Consider the following 18373-nt stretch of genomic DNA (forward strand, 5'->3'; position numbering starts at 1 on the left):
GGCTAGGCAGTTTTTAGTATTTAATATTTTCGAATGAAGCTTTCAGTTTTGCAATATATATTTAAATAACTAAAACACCCATAATCGCCATACAGTTATATTCGAGATTTAATAATGAGTTTAAAAGCACAGATTGATGCCTATAACGTGCAAAAAGAAGCGAAGCTACCTGGCGATGTATTAGCCCTTATGGCGCAGACAAATGAAGAGCTCATTGCTCAGCATATAAAAGATAATGCGCTACAGGTAGGCGCTAAAGTAAGCAATTTCAGCTTAAACAATCATAGCGCTGAGCAAGTTGAGCTCGCTGATTTATTAAATAATGGCCCGGTAATAATTAGCTTTTACCGTGGTAACTGGTGTCCATATTGTAATTTAGAGCTAAAAGCACTTAACGATCACTTACCCAAATTTAAAACGCACAATGCGCAGTTAGTTGCGATATCACCACAATTACCCGACGAGACGTTATCTAGCGCACAAAAGAATGCCCTTGAATTCGATGTGCTTTCAGATATTAATAACAAGGTAGCAGAGCAATTTGGTTTACTGTTTACTTTAGACGAGCGTATTGTGGCGCTTTATAGCCAGTTTGGTATTGATTTTGAAAAGTACTACGGCAATAAAAGTTATAAATTACCTTTACCAGCAACCTATATAATTAACCAAAAAGGCATAATTACGTATGCCTTTTTAAACGAAGACTATACCCTACGCGCAGAGCCTACTGATGTATTGGCCGCCCTTGAATCGGAGCAACACTAATGTCTATTTTAAAATCGTTAAAAACCCTTACCCTATCACTACTTGTTGGTACTAGCCTTGCCTCTGGCTACGCTATGGCAGAGGAGCCACAGGCACAAGCGAAACCTAAAGTACTTATTTTTGATGTAAACGAAACCTTGTTAGATTTAACCTCCATGCGCACCTCTATTGGTAAAGCGCTTGGCGGGCGTGAGGATTTATTACCACTTTGGTTTTCGACCATGTTGCATCATTCACTCGTTGATACTGTAAGTGGCAATTATCACGATTTTGGACAAATTGGCGTTGCGTCGCTGCGCATGGTTGCCAAAAATAACAATATAGCCATTACGAATGAACAAGCAAAAACAGCCATTGTCACCCCGCTTTTAACCCTACCTCCTCACAAAGATGTGAAAGAAGGACTGGCAAAACTCAAAGCACAGGGCTATAAGTTAGTAAGTCTGACAAATTCTTCAAACAAAGGCGTTAAAGCCCAGTTTGAGAGCGCTGGATTAATGTCGTTCTTTGATGCGCGTTACAGCATTGAAGATATTAAAATTTATAAACCAGACTTACGTGCCTATGAGTGGGTGCTAACAAAATTAAATGTAAAAGCAAATGAAGCAATGATGGTAGCGGCGCACGGTTGGGATGTAGCAGGTGCTAAAGAAGCCGGGTTACAAACAACCTTTATCGCCCGCCCAGGTAAAACACTTTACCCACTGGCAAAAAAACCAGACCACGTTGTGAAAGATCTACATGAATTAGCCGCTCTACTTAAATAAGCACTCCCAGCGCTAATTAATCAATACCCAAGCGGCCGATGTTAGGATGACATTGGCCGCTTTTTTATTAGGGCGTGTTGATTTTTGATAGTTAAATTTGCAGCAGTGTGTTTGGTTTTTAGGCAAGGCAGAGCCTATCAAGTGTAGTTATTCCATATAAATAAGCGAAACGCAGGAGCAGTTATCATGCCCACTAGGTTACAAACCTCGCGCCGCAATTTAATCGCCCCTAGATTGAACAAATTTCAATCCGCAAAGTTCAACACGCCCTAATCAACATTCTTAAAAACTGGCTTATAAACAAACCATTTAGCATTTTTATCTGCTAGCAATTTACTCCCCACAACGCTACTATTTAATGAATACGCAGTGGAGATAATTATGAACAGTCAAAGATTAAGCGAATTTGAAGAATACTTTCAAATAAATGAAAGCATTCGAGTAAACTTATTTGCTGTAGAAAATCAGTTAGTGCCGCAATCTCAACTCGCGCTTGAAGACGACATACCTCCGCTATTTAAGCTAGCTAACGAAGTCAGTGAGCTTGAACAGGCCTCTTTAAGACCCCTTAGAAACCTAGGCGATTTAGCACAAGAGCTGGCGGCTTTTTTACAAGCACAGTCGCGTAAAATCGATTTAATAATGAGCCACATTTTAGCATCAGAGCAAGCTCAAGATAACGCCATACAGTGCGATAGCTACGGCGGAGGCGGTATTCGCTTTACTTCGCCTGATGTATACGCAATAGGCCAAGCATTTAGAACAAAGCTATTTTTGCACCACGAAGCCTCAGCCGTTTACTGTTATACAGAAGTTGTGGCCGTTGAAAAACAAGACAGCGAACATTACCAATACACATTACTGTTTACTGCAATAAGAACCACAGACCAAGAATTAGTTGTCAGAGCCAGCTTACATGCACAAACACGCCAGCTAAAAAAACGCCAAGAACTCGAGCAAATTGACGATGATTCTAGCGGCGATAAATAGCTGACATATGCATGTAAAATGCTAAACTAGCGCCACCGTAATTTGTATCAAAACTTCATGAACTTTAGACTTTTACCTGAATGGGCTGAGCAAGACGCCGTTATGCTTACCTGGCCCCATGCACAGACCGACTGGGCTGATACGCTTGAACGCGTAGAGCCTGTTTATGTTGAGCTTGCAACGCATATCACAGCCGTGCAGCAGCTTGTTATTGTTGCCCATAACACGGCGCTTAAAAGCCACATTACTGCCTTGCTAACAAAAGCGAATATAAACTTAAGCCACGTGCACTTTGTTGTTACACCAACAAACGATACCTGGGCACGCGATCACGGCCCTATTACCTGCGCAAATATTAACGACGCTCGCCAACTTAAAATTTACGACTTTATCTTTAATGGCTGGGGTAATAAGTTCGAAAGTGCCCTCGATAATAAAATTAACGCAGTACTGGTAAACCAGCTAAGTAATCCAAACACTGATTACCAAGCCCTGAATGTGGTACTTGAAGGTGGCGGCATTGAAATTAACGAACACGGTGTGTTGCTTACAACCAGCGAATGTTTACTGAATAAAAATCGCAACCCCGATTTATCATCAGGCGATATTGAGTCAATTTTAACAACGCATCTAGGCGCAACTGACTTTTTATGGGTAGATCATGGCTACTTAGCCGGTGACGATACCGACAGCCATATCGACACACTGGTCCGTTTTGCCCCCAATAATACACTTGTGTATGTTAAGTGCGATGCTAAAGAAGATGAGCATTTTAACGCATTAGATGCGATGGAAAAACAGCTGCAAAACTTTAAAACGCAAAATAACACCCCATATACGTTAATTGATTTACCGTGGCCAAAACCTGTGTTTGATGATGACAACACCCGTTTACCGGCAACGTACGCAAACTACTTGATTATCAATAATACGGTTTTAGTCCCGACGTATAACGATGACAACGACGCACTGGCGCTAGCGCAAGTTCAAAAAGCATACCCAGCGCACACTATTATTGGCGTTAATTGCCTACCTATTATTGAACAATTTGGTAGTTTACATTGCATTACCATGCAATTACCTCGTGGATTTTTAGCTGGAGCAGCACAATGACAAGCCCTGCAAAATTAACCGTTGCCTTAGTGCAACAAACTAACAGTGATAACGCCTGCCAAAATATGGCAAAGTCGATTGCTGGCATTCGTGATGCTGCTAAAAAAGGCGCACAGCTTGCGGTTTTGCAAGAGCTGCATCGTAGTCTGTATTTTTGCCAAACAGAAGATGTGGATGTATTTGACCTAGCCGAAACAATTCCGGGCCCAAGCACAAATACACTGGGCGAGCTTGCTAAAGAGCTCGGCATCGTTATTGTGGCTTCACTGTTTGAAAAACGTGCCACTGGGCTTTATCACAATACCGCGGTGGTACTTGAAAAAGACGGCACCATTGCGGGTAAATACCGTAAAATGCACATTCCTGATGACCCTGGCTTTTACGAAAAATTTTACTTTACCCCAGGCGATTTAGGCTTTGAGCCAATTCAAACCTCAGTAGGTAAATTAGGTGTTTTAGTATGCTGGGATCAATGGTTCCCTGAAGCGGCCCGTTTAATGGCCATGGCTGGCGCAGAGGTACTAATTTACCCAACCGCAATAGGCTGGGACCCACGTGATGACAACGCAGAGCAAACACGCCAAAAAGACGCATGGGTAATAAGCCAGCGTGCGCATGCGGTTGCGAACGGCGTCCCCGTTATTAGCTGTAACCGTGTAGGGCACGAAAACGACCCTAGCGGACAAAGCGAAGGTATACAATTTTGGGGTAACTCGTTTATTGCAGGCCCACAGGGCGAAATGCTCTCAGAGGCGAACAATATTGATGAGCAAATTTTAGTAGTAGAACTTGATCAAAAAGCCTCTGAAAACGTAAGACGTATATGGCCGTACTTACGCGACCGCAGAATTGATCACTATCAAGACTTAACAAAAATTTACCGAGACTAAATAACTGCATGGCGTTTGCGAGCAAACGCCAACTAAAAAATGGAGCACTAAATGGCGTTTGAGCAATGGGCAGCCTTGCCGTGGGTAAAATCTCAAAAAGATAAAATTCAATGGGGGCAGCTAACTGGCAGTGCACTAAGTATAGCCATTGCAGAAGGTGTAAAACAGCAAAACGATTTAGTGCTTATAGTTACGCCAGATACGCCAAGCGCATTACGGCTTGAAACCGAGCTCGAATACTTATTGCCAGATAACCCGGTAATGGTATTTCCTGATTGGGAAACCTTGCCGTATGACCATTTTTCTCCGCACCAAGATATTATTTCAGCGCGCTTAGCCACTTTAAACACTTTAAAAAACGAGCAGCAAAGCGTACTTATAGTGCCTGTATCTACGTTAATGCTACGTACTGCGCCTGCTTCGTTTATTTATGGCTCTACCCTTAATTTTAAAGTAGGCGATAAACTCGACACCCATAACCTGCGCAGTAATTTAGAACAAGCAGGGTATTTAAACGTACAACAGGTAATGGAGCACGGCGAATACGCAATACGTGGCTCTATTGTTGATTTGTACCCAATGGGCAGTGTGCACCCATTTAGGCTCGACTTTTTTGACGATGAACTCGACTCTATTCGTTTATTTGACGTAGAAACCCAGCGCTCAGATGAAAAAGTAGATAAAATTGAGTTACTTCCCGCGCATGAATTTCCAACCAACGAAGCAGACGTTGAGCGTTTTAGAATAAATTATCGCGACAAATTTGGGGCCAGCTCAGAGCAAGACTCTGTTTACATGCAAGTAAGCAAAGGTACTTGGCCTGCCGGTATTGAATACTACATGCCGCTGTTTTTTGAAAAGCTTGCCACCATTTTTGATTACTTGCCAAACACCACTACGGTTATGCAACTAGGTGATTTAGAACACGCCGCAGATACCTTTTGGCACGATGTAAACGTACGCTACGAAAACCGTAAAGTAGATCCCCTGCGTCCACTACTGGCGCCCAGCGAGTTGTATCAACCTATTAATGAGTTGTTTTCTAATTTAGGTGAGTTTTCACGAATACGCTTATCGCAAGCTAAATTACCCACTAAAGCAGGCAATAAAAACTTTAATGTGAGCGAGCTGCCCGCAGTAAGAATCGATCATAAACAACACGAACCCTACGGCGCATTTATTAACTATGTGGCAGAACAAAAAAAGAAGAAAAGCCGTATTTTATTAAGTGTTGAGTCTGATGGTCGCCGCGAGTCTTTATTAAGCGTGCTTAAGCCAAGCGGCTTAAAGTTTAAAGAATTTGAAAGCTTACAGCAATTTACACAAAGCCAAAGCGATGTAGGCTTAATTGTAAGCCCTCTTGAGCAAAGTGTTGTACTGGGTACAAAACCGAGCCTTTCTATTATTACCGAGCAAGAGCTGTTAGGTATTAAGGTGTCGCAACGCAGGCGCCGTAAACATAAATACGAAGCAAGCCAAGATGCGTTAATTCGCAACTTAGCCGAGCTTAAAGAGGGCCAGCCAATTGTTCACCTTGACCACGGTGTTGGTCGCTATCAAGGCCTGCAAACAATCGACGCGGCAGGGGTAATCACTGAGTTTGTTACCATTACCTATGCCGGTGAAGCAAAACTGTATGTGCCGGTATCGGCACTGCATATGCTAAGCCGTTATTCGGGCGGTGAAGAAGCAAGCGCCCCGCTTCACAAACTTGGCTCAGATGCGTGGGAGAAAGCCAAAAAGCGTGCCGCCGAAAAAGTACGTGATGTAGCCGCGGAGCTATTAGATATTTACGCACAGCGCCAAGCAAAACCAGGTAATAAATTTGCACTCGATGGGCAAAGCTATCGCCAATTTAGCGACAGCTTTCCATTTGAAGAAACCGACGATCAGCGTAATGCTATTGAAGCCGTACTTGGTGATATGCAATCAAAACTTGCTATGGACCGTTTAGTCTGTGGTGATGTAGGCTTTGGTAAAACAGAAGTGGCTATGCGCGCCGCGTTTGTAGCGGTTAACGATAACAAACAAGTCGCCGTGTTAGTACCAACCACCCTGCTGGCTCAGCAACATTATGAAAACTTTAAAGACCGCTTTGCCGATTTCCCTATCGAAGTGGGAGTGTTGTCGCGCTTTAATTCAACTAAAGAGCAAAAAGACACGCTTGAAAAAATGGCCGACGGTAAACTTGATATCGTTATTGGAACGCATAAGTTAATTCAGCAAGATATTAAATTTAACGATTTAGGTTTACTGATTGTTGATGAAGAGCACCGCTTTGGTGTGCGCCAAAAAGAAAAAATAAAGTCATTACGTGCTGATGTAGATATATTAACGCTTACTGCAACGCCTATTCCGCGTACTTTAAATATGGCGATGAGCGGCATGCGTGATTTATCTATTATTGCCACCCCACCTGCTAAGCGTTTAGCGGTTAAAACCTTTGTACGCCAACGCGACAGCGACTTAATACGCGAAGCCATACTGCGTGAAATTAAACGCGGCGGCCAAGTGTACTTTTTGCATAACAATGTTGAGACTATTGAGCGAGTCTCGCAAGAGATCAGCGAATGGGTGCCAGAGGCTAGTGTCACCTCTGCTCATGGGCAAATGCGCGAGCAAGAGCTTGAGCAAATAATGACAGACTTTTATCATCAAAAATACAATGTACTGGTATGTACCACCATTATCGAAACCGGTATTGATGTGCCTACTGCTAATACTATTATTATGGACAGAGCCGATAAACTTGGCCTTGCGCAATTACACCAATTACGCGGTCGTGTTGGGCGAAGCCACCACCAAGCGTATGCTTATTTATTAACCGGCGATGCTAAAGCACTTTCTAAAGATGCCACCAAACGCTTGCAAGCAATTGAGTCGTTGGAAGATTTAGGCGCAGGTTTTGCCCTTGCTACACATGATTTAGAAATACGTGGTGCGGGTGAGCTATTAGGCGACGATCAATCAGGGCAAATGCAAACTATTGGCTTTAGCTTGTATATGGAAATGCTAGAGCAAGCGGTTAATGCCCTTAAAAATGGTAAAGAGCCAACGCTTGAAAACCTGCTTCAGCAGCAAACTGAAGTTGATTTAAAACTCCCTGCCTTACTACCTGATGATTACATACACGATGTTAATGCGCGTTTAGGTATGTACAAGCGCATTGCAAGTTGTGCTAACCTTGCCGATATGGACGAATTACAAGTAGAGCTAATAGACCGCTTTGGTTTATTACCTGATGCCACTAAAAACCTATTTAGTATGCAGCAACTAAAAATGCGTGCTAGCGATTTAGGAATTACAAAAATAGAGGCAAACCCTAAAGGGGGCTACTTTGAATTTAGCCAAAATACGAAGGTTAATCCTAGCTTCATCATAGGCTTGATACAAAGTGCACCCCATGTGTACAAAATGGATGGCGCAAATAAATTGCGCTTTGCGATTAATGAGGTAAACCCTCGTGAACGCTTAAAAATGGTCACTGCAATGATTGCAGATTTCGAAAAAAAGGTTAGCCATTAATGTTGCTAAAAAAATCGCTTATCGTGTTATGTTGCTTATTTAGCAGCACCGCATTTGCAGAACGTTGGTTTGAAGTAGAAGTGCTGGTATTTAAACAGCGCCCTGCCCCCTATTTACAAGAAGACTTTAGCTTAAAGCACGAGCCCATTAAGGCGAAAAATACGTTAGAGTTACTCACTCCTTTATACACAGAGCAAGCTATGCAGGCATGTATAGATGGCGATAGTCGCTTTCAAAAACGCTCGTTTACCGATTCTTTAGTAAATGCCAACCCACAATCGGGTGTGTGTGATAACAGTATCGACTTTATGCAAAGTTACGACGAGTTGCCCGTTACGCCATTAGCACCGGCACAAGATACGATGGATGAGCCCTATTTACTCGCACCTGAGCAATTACAATTTACTGCCCAGCGCCGCGCTTTAGACAGAAAAGGTTTAGCCCCGCTACTACATACCGGCTGGCGCTTTGAAGGGGCAAGTAAATCGCGTGCGCCAAGCATACATTTAATTTCTGGGGAGCATATAAAACGCGACGTTAACACTACGCCTAATTATTCAAATCCCGACTTTATTAGCCTAGTACAAAGTAAGCCACAGCTATTTAATACCTCAGAGCAGCCCCTAAGCTATTGGGAGCTAGATGGTTTATTTAAAATACATTTACGCCACTACCTGTACATAACCGCTGATTTTGACGTAAACGAAAAACTACCTAATGGGGATATAGAATCGGCCCGCTTTTCACAATTTAAACGTGTAATTAGTGGTGAAATCCATTACTTTGATCATCCTCGTATGGGCATGATTGTACAAATACGAAAGTATAAACACTAAATCAATAGGACATAACAATGAAAAAACTCCTGATCATCGCAGCAACGCTAAGCCTGGCAGCTTGTTCAAAAGTAAGCCTAGAAAACTACGAAAAAATTGAAGTTGGCATGGATAAAGCCGAAGTAGAAGCTATTTTAGGCTCTGCTGATAACTGCGTAGAAAAAACCCTACATACTAATTGTGTATGGGGTGATGAGTCTAAAAATATTGAAATAACACTCGTTTCAGACAAGGTAACTATTTATTCTAAGCACGGTATTACACAGTAATACCGCGCTAAATTAGGTAAATTTACATGACACTAAGAGATAGCCGTTGCTATCTCTTTTTTATTTTCTATTTTTTAGAGTAAATAAGTTCAATATTAACTATTTTACTGCGATTAAGGGTTATTTTGTAACGCTGGTATAAAGTTCTTTCCTCGTCTTTTAATACCATCACTAAATTTAACTGGTAGCGCCTTTCAACCGCTTGCTTTGATATTTTATTACCATCTAGATGATACAGCTTGCCCTCGCCGCGTTTTAAATACCGTGCAAAGGGCGCCAAATTAAAACGCATACTTTGCTGTAGAGTATCGTAGCCTGGTAAAAACTCTTTAGCTGAAACACGTGTTTCACTGGCAAAATGCAGCCACTGCGCGGCTAGCTTGTTTTGCTGACGCCTTTTTGAAAATATTGTTTTTACTTCACTAGGGATTTTTTTAAAACGCATATACTCAAGCCACACAAACTGACTTGCAACGCGGTCTTTAGTGATGCTGTTTTTAAATACAAACCGCCATTTAGGACGCCCGCGAACAATAGCGCGCCAAATTACCCGCGTAATGTCTTCTTTAAATATTTCTCGCAAGCCGTAAATAACCCCTAATATTAAAATAAGGGTAGCGGTAACTTCGGTAAAGGTTGAGCGCGCGTTAAGTATAACCACCATTACAAATGCCATAATGACAGCTGTAACCGTGCCTTTTACTAAACGCTTTAAGTAACTATTTAAATAACGCGTATTGCGATGCAAAATAACGCCGTGCTCTATAAGGCGCTGCAGTAAACGCATTTTATTTGTAATGCGGTTACCATCTTGCAACGTGGTTTCTGAGTTGTAATTTTGCTCAAACCGGTATGTATTTTCGTTTTTACAAAATTGCAGTAAGTCGTTGCGCTCTTTCGCAAAGTCACTGCTGCGCGGGCCTTCATCTAATAGCTTTAAAAACGACTGCTCAACATGCCAACTTAAATAGTTATCGGCATTGGTGTAAAACGGCACCAGTTTTTCATCATCGGGGGTATATCTGCGCAGCTTTTTTAGCAGCCCTTCACTTTGCTCAAACAGCTCTTGTGCACGGGCATAAAAAGCATCCACTTCTTGAATTTTTAATGCATCTTTAATATCAGCGTCGAGCGCTAAACGCACCTGATAACAGTACAAATTAAGGTTTTGGCGGTAATCTTGTTGCTCACCTTTGTTTTTACTAACAAAGCGGCTACGCACTAAGGGTAAATGTATGTTTTTAGCGTTATAAGCTAAGTGCGATTTAAAGTGGTTATTAAAATAAGACTCTTCGCTGAGAGTTTGCACGTTTATACCCATTTCATTGGGTATAGAAAAATACAGGTCGATACGCTGCTCAGAGCGCGGGGATAACTCTGGTTCTATGACAAAAGATAAATTTTCGTCTTGTTTTATCAAACAACTCTCCTTTTATTGAGTGTATAAGTGTACTGGTCTCCTTAATTTTGTTCAATAAAAAAGGCCCAGTAAACACTGAGCCTTAATACGATTAATGTGCTAATTAAAACTTAACGTTTACACCAGCAAAGAAACGACGGCCTAGTACATCGTATGTGTACGGGTCAGTGTTAGAATCGTTGTTACCTGTGTAGTAAGGAGGTTGCTTATCAAATAAATTGTTGATACCCGCAGATAGAGACAGGCTATCATTAACTAAGAAGCTACCGCTAATATCGTGATAAACGACAGAAGGAGTCGTAGGTGCATAACAGCTGTCAGCATCATCTAAACAAGAGTAGCTATCCATACCAGCAATGTAACGCGCTTGGTACTGGGCATCCCAACGATCGCCTGATACATTTAGTGTTAAATTAGATTTAATATCTGCATACCCACCAGACCCTGATGTAATAAGACCCGCATAATCTACTGTCTCATCAAGTACAGTTACTACATATTCATCTAAATAAGTTGTATCTAAACCGGCTTTCCAATTTAAGCCAGCTGCTTCGAAGCTATACGCTAAGTTTAAATCGATACCAGATGTTTCCTCTGCACCAATATTTTGTAGCTGGTTATTAAACTTAACTCGACCAGTCGCATCCATTGACACATTAGAAGATTGGCATAAAGCAGAGCTTGAATTACCAGCATTATTTAAACATTGATCAACAATGTATTGATTATCAACAGACGCAATCGCATTCTCAATTTCGATTTTGTAATAATCCAATGTCATCGAGAAGCCATCAAGCCACTGCGGCTCATAAACAATACCTGCCGTTAGTGTATCTGCTTCTTCAGGTGTTAATTGGTCATTACCACCTACAGTTACTTCTGCCTGCTCCTGAGCGCCAGGGTAACTAATTTGCTCGAAAGAAGGTGAATTACCAGAATAAAGTTCAGATACTGTTGGAGCACGGAAAGCTGTAGAAACTACACTACGCAACATTAATTCGTCATTTACTTTCCATGTAAGACCTAGTTTCCATGTTTCATCAGAACCAAAAGTACTGTAATCAAAAGCACGAATTGCAGCACTTAGCTCTACATTTTGAGCAAAAGGCGCATCTGCAAGTAATGGGATAGCAAATTCCACATAAGCTTCATTTACATCAAAACCACCTGATGTTGGTTCTACCATAGGATCATTAGCTAAGCCTTGAGCTGTAAGCGAGTCAGGCGTATACCACGCCTTTTCTTGGCGACGTTCAACACCTGCTGCAAACGCTGCATAACCAGCTGGCATTTCAAACATTTCACCTGAAACAGATGCTGCTAAGATAAATAACTGACTACCACCATTGTTTACTTCAGTGTAAACATTTTTACGGAAATCTTCAGATGTCCATGCATTTTGATCAAGTGGGTTGAAAGTCCCCTCTAAGATCTGATCTTGAATGGCACCCATATTATGAAGATTACTTAGCTTATCAACTGAATCGTTACGACCAAAGTTAGCTGATATGTCCCAAGAGTAATCACTAATGAAACCCTGAGCACCAACAACAGCTCTTACTGTATCAACTGACTGTTCAAAATAACGTGCACCTGTATCAGACATGCGACGTCCGTAAGAAATTTTATCACCGTATTGGTAGTTAGTTTCTTGCGTGACGTAATTTCCATTTGCATCTTTATCTAAGTAGCCATCGCCATCTAAGTCAACACGATTATCATAGCTTTGACTTAGAAGTGAATCACCCATATCTTCTGTATATTCAAAATCAAACCATACTGGCTGAGGCGCCATTTGCTGCTCTGACCAACGTTTAGTATAGGTAAACTCAGCAAATAAACTTGTGTCATCAGATAGCTCATAAGTAGCAAGACCAGTTAAGTTTAAGCGCTCCATTGGCGTGTAAAGATAGCTTGAAGGAGAATAGTTGTAAGCATCTTCATTAGTGTAACGATGATAATCGCCACCACGACCAGTAACACCAGAGTCATCAATTAATGAAACACTAATATCTTTACCGCTAGCATCAACGGTGGTACCTTTTTCACCATTACCGTTCCAAATGTGACCGCCTTCGTTATATGAAGACCCTGTACAGTAAAGTCCGTTAGAGCCTTCAGCAAGTGGGCAGTTAGAAAAGCTACGATCTGCCTGCGATGCTTTACCACGGTCAGTGTACTGCATACCGATAACAATATTACCTTTATCGAATGAAGTACCTACAGTGAAGTCAACTGAATTTTCTGTAGCATCGCCTTCGCCAGTGATTGCTGTGTTAGCATTCATGTCTAGGCCTTCGAAATCATCTTTTAAAATGATATTCACAACACCAGCAACCGCATCAGTACCATAAACAGCAGATGCCCCATCTTTAAGTACTTCAACCGATTTAATCATAGAAACAGGGATAGTATTTAAATCGACAGTAGAAGCAGCGCCTGTGCCCGAGTTGATCATACGACGGCCATTTACAAGTACTAATGTACGTTGTGAACCTAAACCACGTAAATCGATAGAAGCATTACCACCCGAACCATTGTTAATACCTGGGTTGGTCATTGCACCGCCAGTAGCAGTCATCTTTTGTAATACGCTATCGATGCTTGTTGCACCCATTGCTTTAATATCGTCTGCACCAATTAATGTAACTGGACTGGCGTTTTCCATATCCGAACGCTTAATGCGAGAACCCGTTACTTGAATTTTTTCAATAGCGTTTGCGCCATCTTCGGCCGCTACTACTTGCATACTTGAGAACATTGGGATTGCTGCGATTACAGCTAAACCAAGAGTTGATTTTTTCATGAATAAACCCTACTTGTTGGAAATTTACCTTGATTGGTAATGCTCACTTTTTATAAGAATTGTGAGTCAGGGGGGCAACTTAGGCTGAGTTAACTGAACAAAAACTTAATGAAAGATCGTTATATATACAACACCAAAAAAGAATAACCAAAAGAGGTACAAAGGTTATAACTTGTTGCAGTGTTAATTAAAAAAAACAATTAAAAATCATATAAATAGAACCATCATAAAGCAATTAAAACACACCTGAAATCAAAGTTATGCAGATTGTAATCAAATGTAATTAGTGGATAAATATACCCTTTTTAGAAAAATTAACATATTAATCACAGCGCATTAGTAAAACCGTAAAGCTGTAATAAAATTAATAACCATAAATATGCAGATTTACCGCTTAAATAGTCTTATTAAGCTATTTATTTAGTTTTTTTTGTAATATTTTTTGTTCAGCGAGACTTCAACGTTTGCTCGGAACGGGAGGCGTTATTTGATTTAGTAAATCATTAGAGGGTCTTAATTTGAGGGCGATTAGCCTTATTAAAAAAGTTATCATGAAAGTAAGCAGGATTTACTTTTTTACATGCCCAGTAAGGCAATTCACTCCATAACAAGAACGAGTAAGCACACCAACATAAAACAGATGAGAATGAAAAAAAGGTTACAGCATACAAGGCAGCAAAGAGGTTTAAATGTGTGTTAGTGCTTTAAATACAATTTTATACACCTACTATTGCAGCGCTGCATATAAAAGGCGTACCGCTTAATAGTAGTGCCTTATTATAGTAATACCTTATTTATAGCTGATTTTTGTTATGCGCCAGCTAAAAAAATGATTGGCAGGAAAAAGGTACCTTAATACGTCACATAAAAATTATAAAAGTGAGTGATTTTCTCACCAGTTTGAACATTGCTTAAATTAAGCACCAGTTGCCACAGCATATTTTTCTCAGAGCATATGCCCACCATAGTGTCACTTTTATAAATAGTTGCTTCTTTAGTGAACTTTTGCGGAATAAAACCCATATACATGGTTATACTTTCAAGCTTAGCGTTATCTATTTTTAGGTGGGCGGGTAAATCAAGGTAAATACTAAAGGGGGTTTCGGGGGTAATAATTTTATCACTTAACCATACTTTAACACCGGTGTTATAAATACAGCGCTGATTCGTGTCGCAATTTGTTTTTAACAGTGCTTTTTGATCTTTTTGATTGGCATTGTCACAGCCTGTTAATACCAAAAACAGCATTAAAAACAAAGATAATCTATATATATGCATAACAAATCCGCGCTAAATAAAAACAAATCTTAATTAGCATGCTTTGAAATAACAATAGCCAGTGTGATGTTTGGTTAATATAGGTACAATCTGTATCAAAAAATAAACAACAAACTCACAAACTTTGATTGATGTCATAATTTTATGTAATTGACCTATCTTTTTTAGGCCAAAAAATTTATCATTTCACCCGCAAAAAATAAGGGTTTCTCGAGTTTGTTTTCTGAAGCATTCAGGCTTTGAACGTTTTAGGTAATACGCTTGGGGAAAATAGTAGGCCCCACTTTAAACGGTGGGTAATTCATTTCTAAACGCATTTATTGCAGCGGAAGCCAGAAAATGAGCCAAACAGTAGCATCACAAACTGAGTATAACTATAAAGTTGTACGCCAATTCGCTATTATGACAGTGATTTGGGGCATCGTTGGCATGAGTATTGGGGTTCTGATTGCTGCCCAATTAGCTTGGCCAGCACTTAACTTTGATACACCATGGTTAACATACTCTCGACTACGTCCGTTACACACGAACGCAGTAATTTTCGCATTTGGTACCAGTGCACTTTTTGCGACGTCTTATTACGTCGTTCAACGTACTTGTCAAACGCGCCTTTTCTCAGACAAACTCGCCGCTTTCTCTTTTTGGGGTTGGCAGCTTGTTATTGTATTAGCCGTAATTACATTACCACTGGGTATTACTAGCTCTAAAGAATATGCAGAGCTTGAGTGGCCAATCGATATTTTAATCGCGGTAGTATGGATAGTTTACGCAGTGGTATTTTTTGGTACGCTGATCAAACGTAAAGTATCGCACATCTACGTTGCTAACTGGTTCTACGCTGGCTTTATTATTACTGTTGCAGTGCTACACATTGTAAACAGCATGGCAGTGCCTGTGTCGTTAACTAAATCATACTCAATCTACGCAGGTGCGGTAGATGCAATGGTTCAGTGGTGGTACGGTCACAACGCTGTAGGTTTCCTACTAACGGCTGGTTTCTTAGGTATGATGTACTACTTTGTACCAAAGCAAGCAGGTCGCCCAGTTTACTCTTACCGTTTATCGGTAGTTCACTTTTGGGCACTTATTTCACTTTACATTTGGGCAGGTCCTCACCACCTTCACTACACTGCGCTTCCTGATTGGACGCAAAGTTTAGGTATGGTTATGTCTATTATCCTATTTGTACCGTCTTGGGGTGGTATGATTAACGGTATAATGACGCTTTCTGGCGCTTGGCATAAGCTACGTACCGACCCAGTACTGCGTTTCTTAGTTGTTTCATTGTCTTTCTACGGTATGTCTACGTTTGAAGGCCCAATGATGGCAATTAAATCTGTAAATGCATTATCTCACTACACAGATTGGACTATCGGCCACGTACACTCAGGTGCACTAGGTTGGGTTGCGATGATTTCAATTGGTGCTATTTACCACCTTATTCCTGCGTTATTCGCACAAGGTCGTATGTACAGCGTTAAATTGGTTAACACGCACTTTTGGTTACACACAGTAGGTGTTGTACTTTACATTGTTGCAATGTGGATCTCAGGTGTTATGCAAGGTCTAATGTGGCGCGCAGTTAACTCTGACGGTACATTAATGTACAGCTTTGTTCAGTCTTTAGAAGCATCACATCCTTTCTATATTATGCGCTTTGTAGGCGGTGTATTCATCGTTACAGGTATGTTAGTTATGGCTTACAACGTTCTGCGTACAATTTCAGCTGAGAAAGAATCACTGAAGTTAGACGCGCAAGCACAATTAGCATAACGGAGTGAGATGATGAGCAATAAAAATTCACAAAACAAACATGAAATAGTAGAAAAGAACGTTGGCCTAATGGCTATTCTGACTGTTTTTGCTATTAGTTTTGGTGCATTAGTTGAAATTACTCCGCTAATGTTCCAAGACGATACAACAAAACCTGTAGAAGGTTTGCGCCCACTTAACGCGCTTGAAATGGAAGGTCGTGACATTTATGTACGTGAAGGTTGTTATAACTGTCACTCGCAAATGATTCGTCCTTTTCGTGATGAAGTTGAGCGTTACGGTCACTACTCTGTAGCGGGCGAATCAGTATGGGATCACCCTTTCCAATGGGGTTCTAAACGTACTGGTCCTGACCTTGCACGTGTAGGTAACCGTTACTCGGACGATTGGCATTATGCACACTTAGTTGACCCACGCGCCGTGGTTCCTGAGTCGAACATGCCAGGTTTTCCTTGGTTAGCAGAGACTAAGGTTGATACCAGCCTTACTCTGAAAAAACTACAAATTTTCCGTGATACTTTTGCTATTAACCCAGAAAACCCTAAACACCCGGGTTTAGGTTATGGCAGCGACGAAGAGCTACAAGCAGATGTTGATAAAGTTAACGCTATGAATAACGGCGAAGGCGCAACAGAAATGCAAGCCCTAATCGCGTATTTACAGCAACTTGGCACCCACTTGAAGTAATTATTATGGATTACGGAACATACAGAGGCATTTTGACTCTGGTAATTTTAGTATTGTTTATTGTGATTGTTGTATGGGCATACAGCAAGCGTAGCAAAAATCGTTTTGATGACGCTGCTAATGCCATTTTCGAAGATGAAAAAAAACATAACAACACACTCTCTAACGAGGAAAAGGAGTCTGAAAAATGACTAGCTTTTGGAGTATTTGGGTTATTGTATTAACCCTAGCCTGCTTAATCATCATTTTTAGCTTATTAGTTTGGAACCTTAAAAACTATGCGGGCGTAAAAGAAGGTGAAGACTGCGGACATGAATATGACGGCATTACCGAACTAAATAATCCACTACCAAAATGGTGGACGTACATGTTCTTCGCAACATTTATTTGGTCGGTATATTACTTAGCAGCTTATCCAGGTTTAGGTAACTGGGAAGGCTTAGGTAAATGGACAAGCTCTAACCAAGGTATTACCTCTTTAGCTGAATCTAAAGAAGCCACGGCTAAAGCAAAAGAAGAAGGCCGCTATGTAAAGCTTGATAAAGAATACGAAGCAGCACAAGAGCGCTTTGGTCCTATTTTTAACAAGCTTGCACAAGTACCAGTATTAGATTTAGTTAACTCTAAATTTGAAGGTGATGCAGCGCAGCAAGTAGCCCTTGAAAATGGCGAAAAGCATAAACAAACAGACGGCCAGTTAGCACTTGAAATTGGTCAGCGTTTATTCTCGCAAAACTGTGCCCAATGTCATGGTTCAGATGCACGTGGTGCAACTGGCTTCCCTAACCTAACTGATAAAGATTGGTTATACGGTGGTTCACCAGACAAAATTAAAGAAACGCTTCTTTATGGTCGTGTAGCCGCAATGCCTTCTTGGAGTGCAGCACTTGGTGAGCAAGGCGTTAAAGAAATGACAGCCCACGTACTTAGCTTGTCTGGTCGTACTGTTAACCAAAAAGATGCCGCTGCGGGTGCCGCTAAGTTTGCGATGTGTGCCGCGTGTCACGGTGCAGATGGTAAAGGCTCTGTTGCACATAACTTACCGTTTGGTGCACCAAATCTTACAGATAACATTTGGTTATACGGTGGCTCTCAACGCGCTGTTGAAGAAACCCTTAACCATGGCCGCGCCGGTGTAATGCCAGCATGGAAAGACATTTTAGGTGAAGATAAAATTCACCTGTTAACTGCCTATGTTTACAGTTTATCGCAAGATAAATAAACACCGAGTTAACTATTAATTAATCTTTTTAT

15 protein-coding genes are annotated in these 18373 nt (G+C 41.0%); 12 read left to right on the plus strand and 3 right to left on the minus strand.

Annotation, left to right across the window (positions count from 1 at the left end):
• The first annotated feature begins 114 nt into the window (after positions 1-114).
• The 8 genes from MSC25_RS03425 (at position 115) to MSC25_RS03460 (ending at position 9155) form a co-directional block, all read left to right on the plus strand.
• Positions 115-765 carry a peroxiredoxin-like family protein gene (locus MSC25_RS03425; RefSeq protein WP_096041894.1) on the plus strand — a complete coding sequence of 217 codons (651 nt, stop codon included), beginning with the start codon at positions 115-117 and terminating at the stop codon, positions 763-765.
• Positions 765-1532 carry a haloacid dehalogenase type II gene (locus MSC25_RS03430; protein WP_055255349.1) on the plus strand — a complete coding sequence of 256 codons (768 nt, stop codon included), beginning with the start codon at positions 765-767 and terminating at the stop codon, positions 1530-1532. The genes MSC25_RS03425 and MSC25_RS03430 overlap by 1 nt, the downstream gene beginning before the upstream one ends.
• Before the next feature lie 381 nt (positions 1533-1913).
• A complete protein-coding gene (locus MSC25_RS03435; RefSeq protein WP_054982349.1) occupies positions 1914-2522 on the plus strand; it encodes a PilZ domain-containing protein in 609 nt (202 codons plus the stop codon).
• A gap of 57 nt (positions 2523-2579) precedes the next feature.
• The gene (locus MSC25_RS03440) at positions 2580-3635 is read left to right on the plus strand and encodes an agmatine deiminase family protein (RefSeq protein ID WP_248442570.1); all 1056 of its coding nucleotides are present in this window, start codon (positions 2580-2582) and stop codon (positions 3633-3635) included.
• On the plus strand, positions 3632-4525 hold the full coding sequence (locus tag MSC25_RS03445; RefSeq protein WP_248442573.1) for a carbon-nitrogen hydrolase: 894 nt from the start codon (positions 3632-3634) through the stop codon (positions 4523-4525). Before MSC25_RS03440 ends, MSC25_RS03445 begins: the two co-directional genes overlap by 4 nt.
• A 51-nt stretch (positions 4526-4576) precedes the next feature.
• The gene (gene mfd, locus MSC25_RS03450) at positions 4577-8050 is read left to right on the plus strand and encodes a transcription-repair coupling factor (RefSeq protein WP_248442575.1); all 3474 of its coding nucleotides are present in this window, start codon (positions 4577-4579) and stop codon (positions 8048-8050) included.
• Positions 8050-8886: a peptidoglycan binding protein CsiV gene (locus MSC25_RS03455; RefSeq protein WP_248442577.1), complete on the plus strand. Its 837-nt coding sequence runs from the start codon at positions 8050-8052 to the stop codon at positions 8884-8886. Before mfd ends, MSC25_RS03455 begins: the two co-directional genes overlap by 1 nt.
• Positions 8887-8903: 17 nt before the next feature.
• Positions 8904-9155, plus strand: a complete 252-nt coding sequence (locus MSC25_RS03460; protein WP_004588905.1) for a hypothetical protein — start codon at positions 8904-8906, stop codon at positions 9153-9155.
• A gap of 67 nt (positions 9156-9222) precedes the next feature.
• On the opposite strand, the gene MSC25_RS03465 is transcribed toward MSC25_RS03460, so the two are convergent.
• From MSC25_RS03465 to MSC25_RS03475, 3 genes are all read right to left on the minus strand, one after another.
• Entirely contained in the window at positions 9223-10575 is a 1353-nt protein-coding gene (locus MSC25_RS03465; protein ID WP_024032591.1) for a hypothetical protein, read from the minus strand.
• A gap of 103 nt (positions 10576-10678) precedes the next feature.
• Complete coding sequence (locus MSC25_RS03470) at positions 10679-13381, minus strand: TonB-dependent receptor (protein WP_138579716.1); 2703 nt, start codon at positions 13379-13381, stop codon at positions 10679-10681.
• A gap of 852 nt (positions 13382-14233) precedes the next feature.
• A complete protein-coding gene (locus MSC25_RS03475) occupies positions 14234-14659 on the minus strand; it encodes a hypothetical protein (RefSeq protein WP_138579715.1) in 426 nt (141 codons plus the stop codon).
• A gap of 339 nt (positions 14660-14998) precedes the next feature.
• Here MSC25_RS03475 and ccoN point away from each other — a divergent pair, with 339 nt between their 5' ends.
• Genes ccoN through ccoP form a run of 4 tightly spaced genes read left to right on the plus strand, consistent with a single transcriptional unit; the run spans position 14999 to position 18341 of the window.
• Complete coding sequence (gene ccoN / locus MSC25_RS03480; protein WP_004588826.1) at positions 14999-16432, plus strand: cytochrome-c oxidase, cbb3-type subunit I; 1434 nt, start codon at positions 14999-15001, stop codon at positions 16430-16432.
• Positions 16433-16444: 12 nt separating this feature from the next.
• Positions 16445-17119 carry a cytochrome-c oxidase, cbb3-type subunit II gene (gene ccoO, locus MSC25_RS03485; protein WP_004588825.1) on the plus strand — a complete coding sequence of 225 codons (675 nt, stop codon included), beginning with the start codon at positions 16445-16447 and terminating at the stop codon, positions 17117-17119.
• Between the two features lie 5 nt (positions 17120-17124).
• A complete protein-coding gene (locus tag MSC25_RS03490) occupies positions 17125-17310 on the plus strand; it encodes a CcoQ/FixQ family Cbb3-type cytochrome c oxidase assembly chaperone (protein ID WP_004588824.1) in 186 nt (61 codons plus the stop codon).
• Positions 17307-18341, plus strand: a complete 1035-nt coding sequence (gene ccoP / locus MSC25_RS03495) for a cytochrome-c oxidase, cbb3-type subunit III (RefSeq protein ID WP_248442579.1) — start codon at positions 17307-17309, stop codon at positions 18339-18341. The genes MSC25_RS03490 and ccoP overlap by 4 nt, the downstream gene beginning before the upstream one ends.
• Positions 18342-18373: the final 32 nt, after the last annotated feature.

Origin of the sequence: Pseudoalteromonas sp. 1CM17D, from assembly GCF_023161805.1 — a bacterium.
GTDB classification, from domain to species: domain Bacteria; phylum Pseudomonadota; class Gammaproteobacteria; order Enterobacterales; family Alteromonadaceae; genus Pseudoalteromonas; species Pseudoalteromonas atlantica.

Excerpts from the sequence above, each read along its gene's own strand:
- mfd (WP_248442575.1), top strand. The coding sequence starts at position 4,577 with ATGGCGTTTGAGCAATGGGCAGCCTTGCCGTGGGTAAAATCTCAAAAA.
- MSC25_RS03425 (WP_096041894.1), top strand. The coding sequence starts at position 115 with ATGAGTTTAAAAGCACAGATTGATGCCTATAACGTGCAAAAAGAAGCG.
- MSC25_RS03440 (WP_248442570.1), top strand. The coding sequence starts at position 2,580 with ATGAACTTTAGACTTTTACCTGAATGGGCTGAGCAAGACGCCGTTATG.
- MSC25_RS03470 (WP_138579716.1), bottom strand. The coding sequence starts at position 13,381 with ATGAAAAAATCAACTCTTGGTTTAGCTGTAATCGCAGCAATCCCAATG.
- MSC25_RS03490 (WP_004588824.1), top strand. The coding sequence starts at position 17,125 with ATGGATTACGGAACATACAGAGGCATTTTGACTCTGGTAATTTTAGTA.
- MSC25_RS03445 (WP_248442573.1), top strand. The coding sequence starts at position 3,632 with ATGACAAGCCCTGCAAAATTAACCGTTGCCTTAGTGCAACAAACTAAC.
- MSC25_RS03460 (WP_004588905.1), top strand. The coding sequence starts at position 8,904 with ATGAAAAAACTCCTGATCATCGCAGCAACGCTAAGCCTGGCAGCTTGT.
- MSC25_RS03435 (WP_054982349.1), top strand. The coding sequence starts at position 1,914 with ATGAACAGTCAAAGATTAAGCGAATTTGAAGAATACTTTCAAATAAAT.
- ccoO (WP_004588825.1), top strand. The coding sequence starts at position 16,445 with ATGAGCAATAAAAATTCACAAAACAAACATGAAATAGTAGAAAAGAAC.
- MSC25_RS03430 (WP_055255349.1), top strand. The coding sequence starts at position 765 with ATGTCTATTTTAAAATCGTTAAAAACCCTTACCCTATCACTACTTGTT.
- ccoP (WP_248442579.1), top strand. The coding sequence starts at position 17,307 with ATGACTAGCTTTTGGAGTATTTGGGTTATTGTATTAACCCTAGCCTGC.
- MSC25_RS03475 (WP_138579715.1), bottom strand. The coding sequence starts at position 14,659 with ATGCATATATATAGATTATCTTTGTTTTTAATGCTGTTTTTGGTATTA.
- MSC25_RS03455 (WP_248442577.1), top strand. The coding sequence starts at position 8,050 with ATGTTGCTAAAAAAATCGCTTATCGTGTTATGTTGCTTATTTAGCAGC.
- ccoN (WP_004588826.1), top strand. The coding sequence starts at position 14,999 with ATGAGCCAAACAGTAGCATCACAAACTGAGTATAACTATAAAGTTGTA.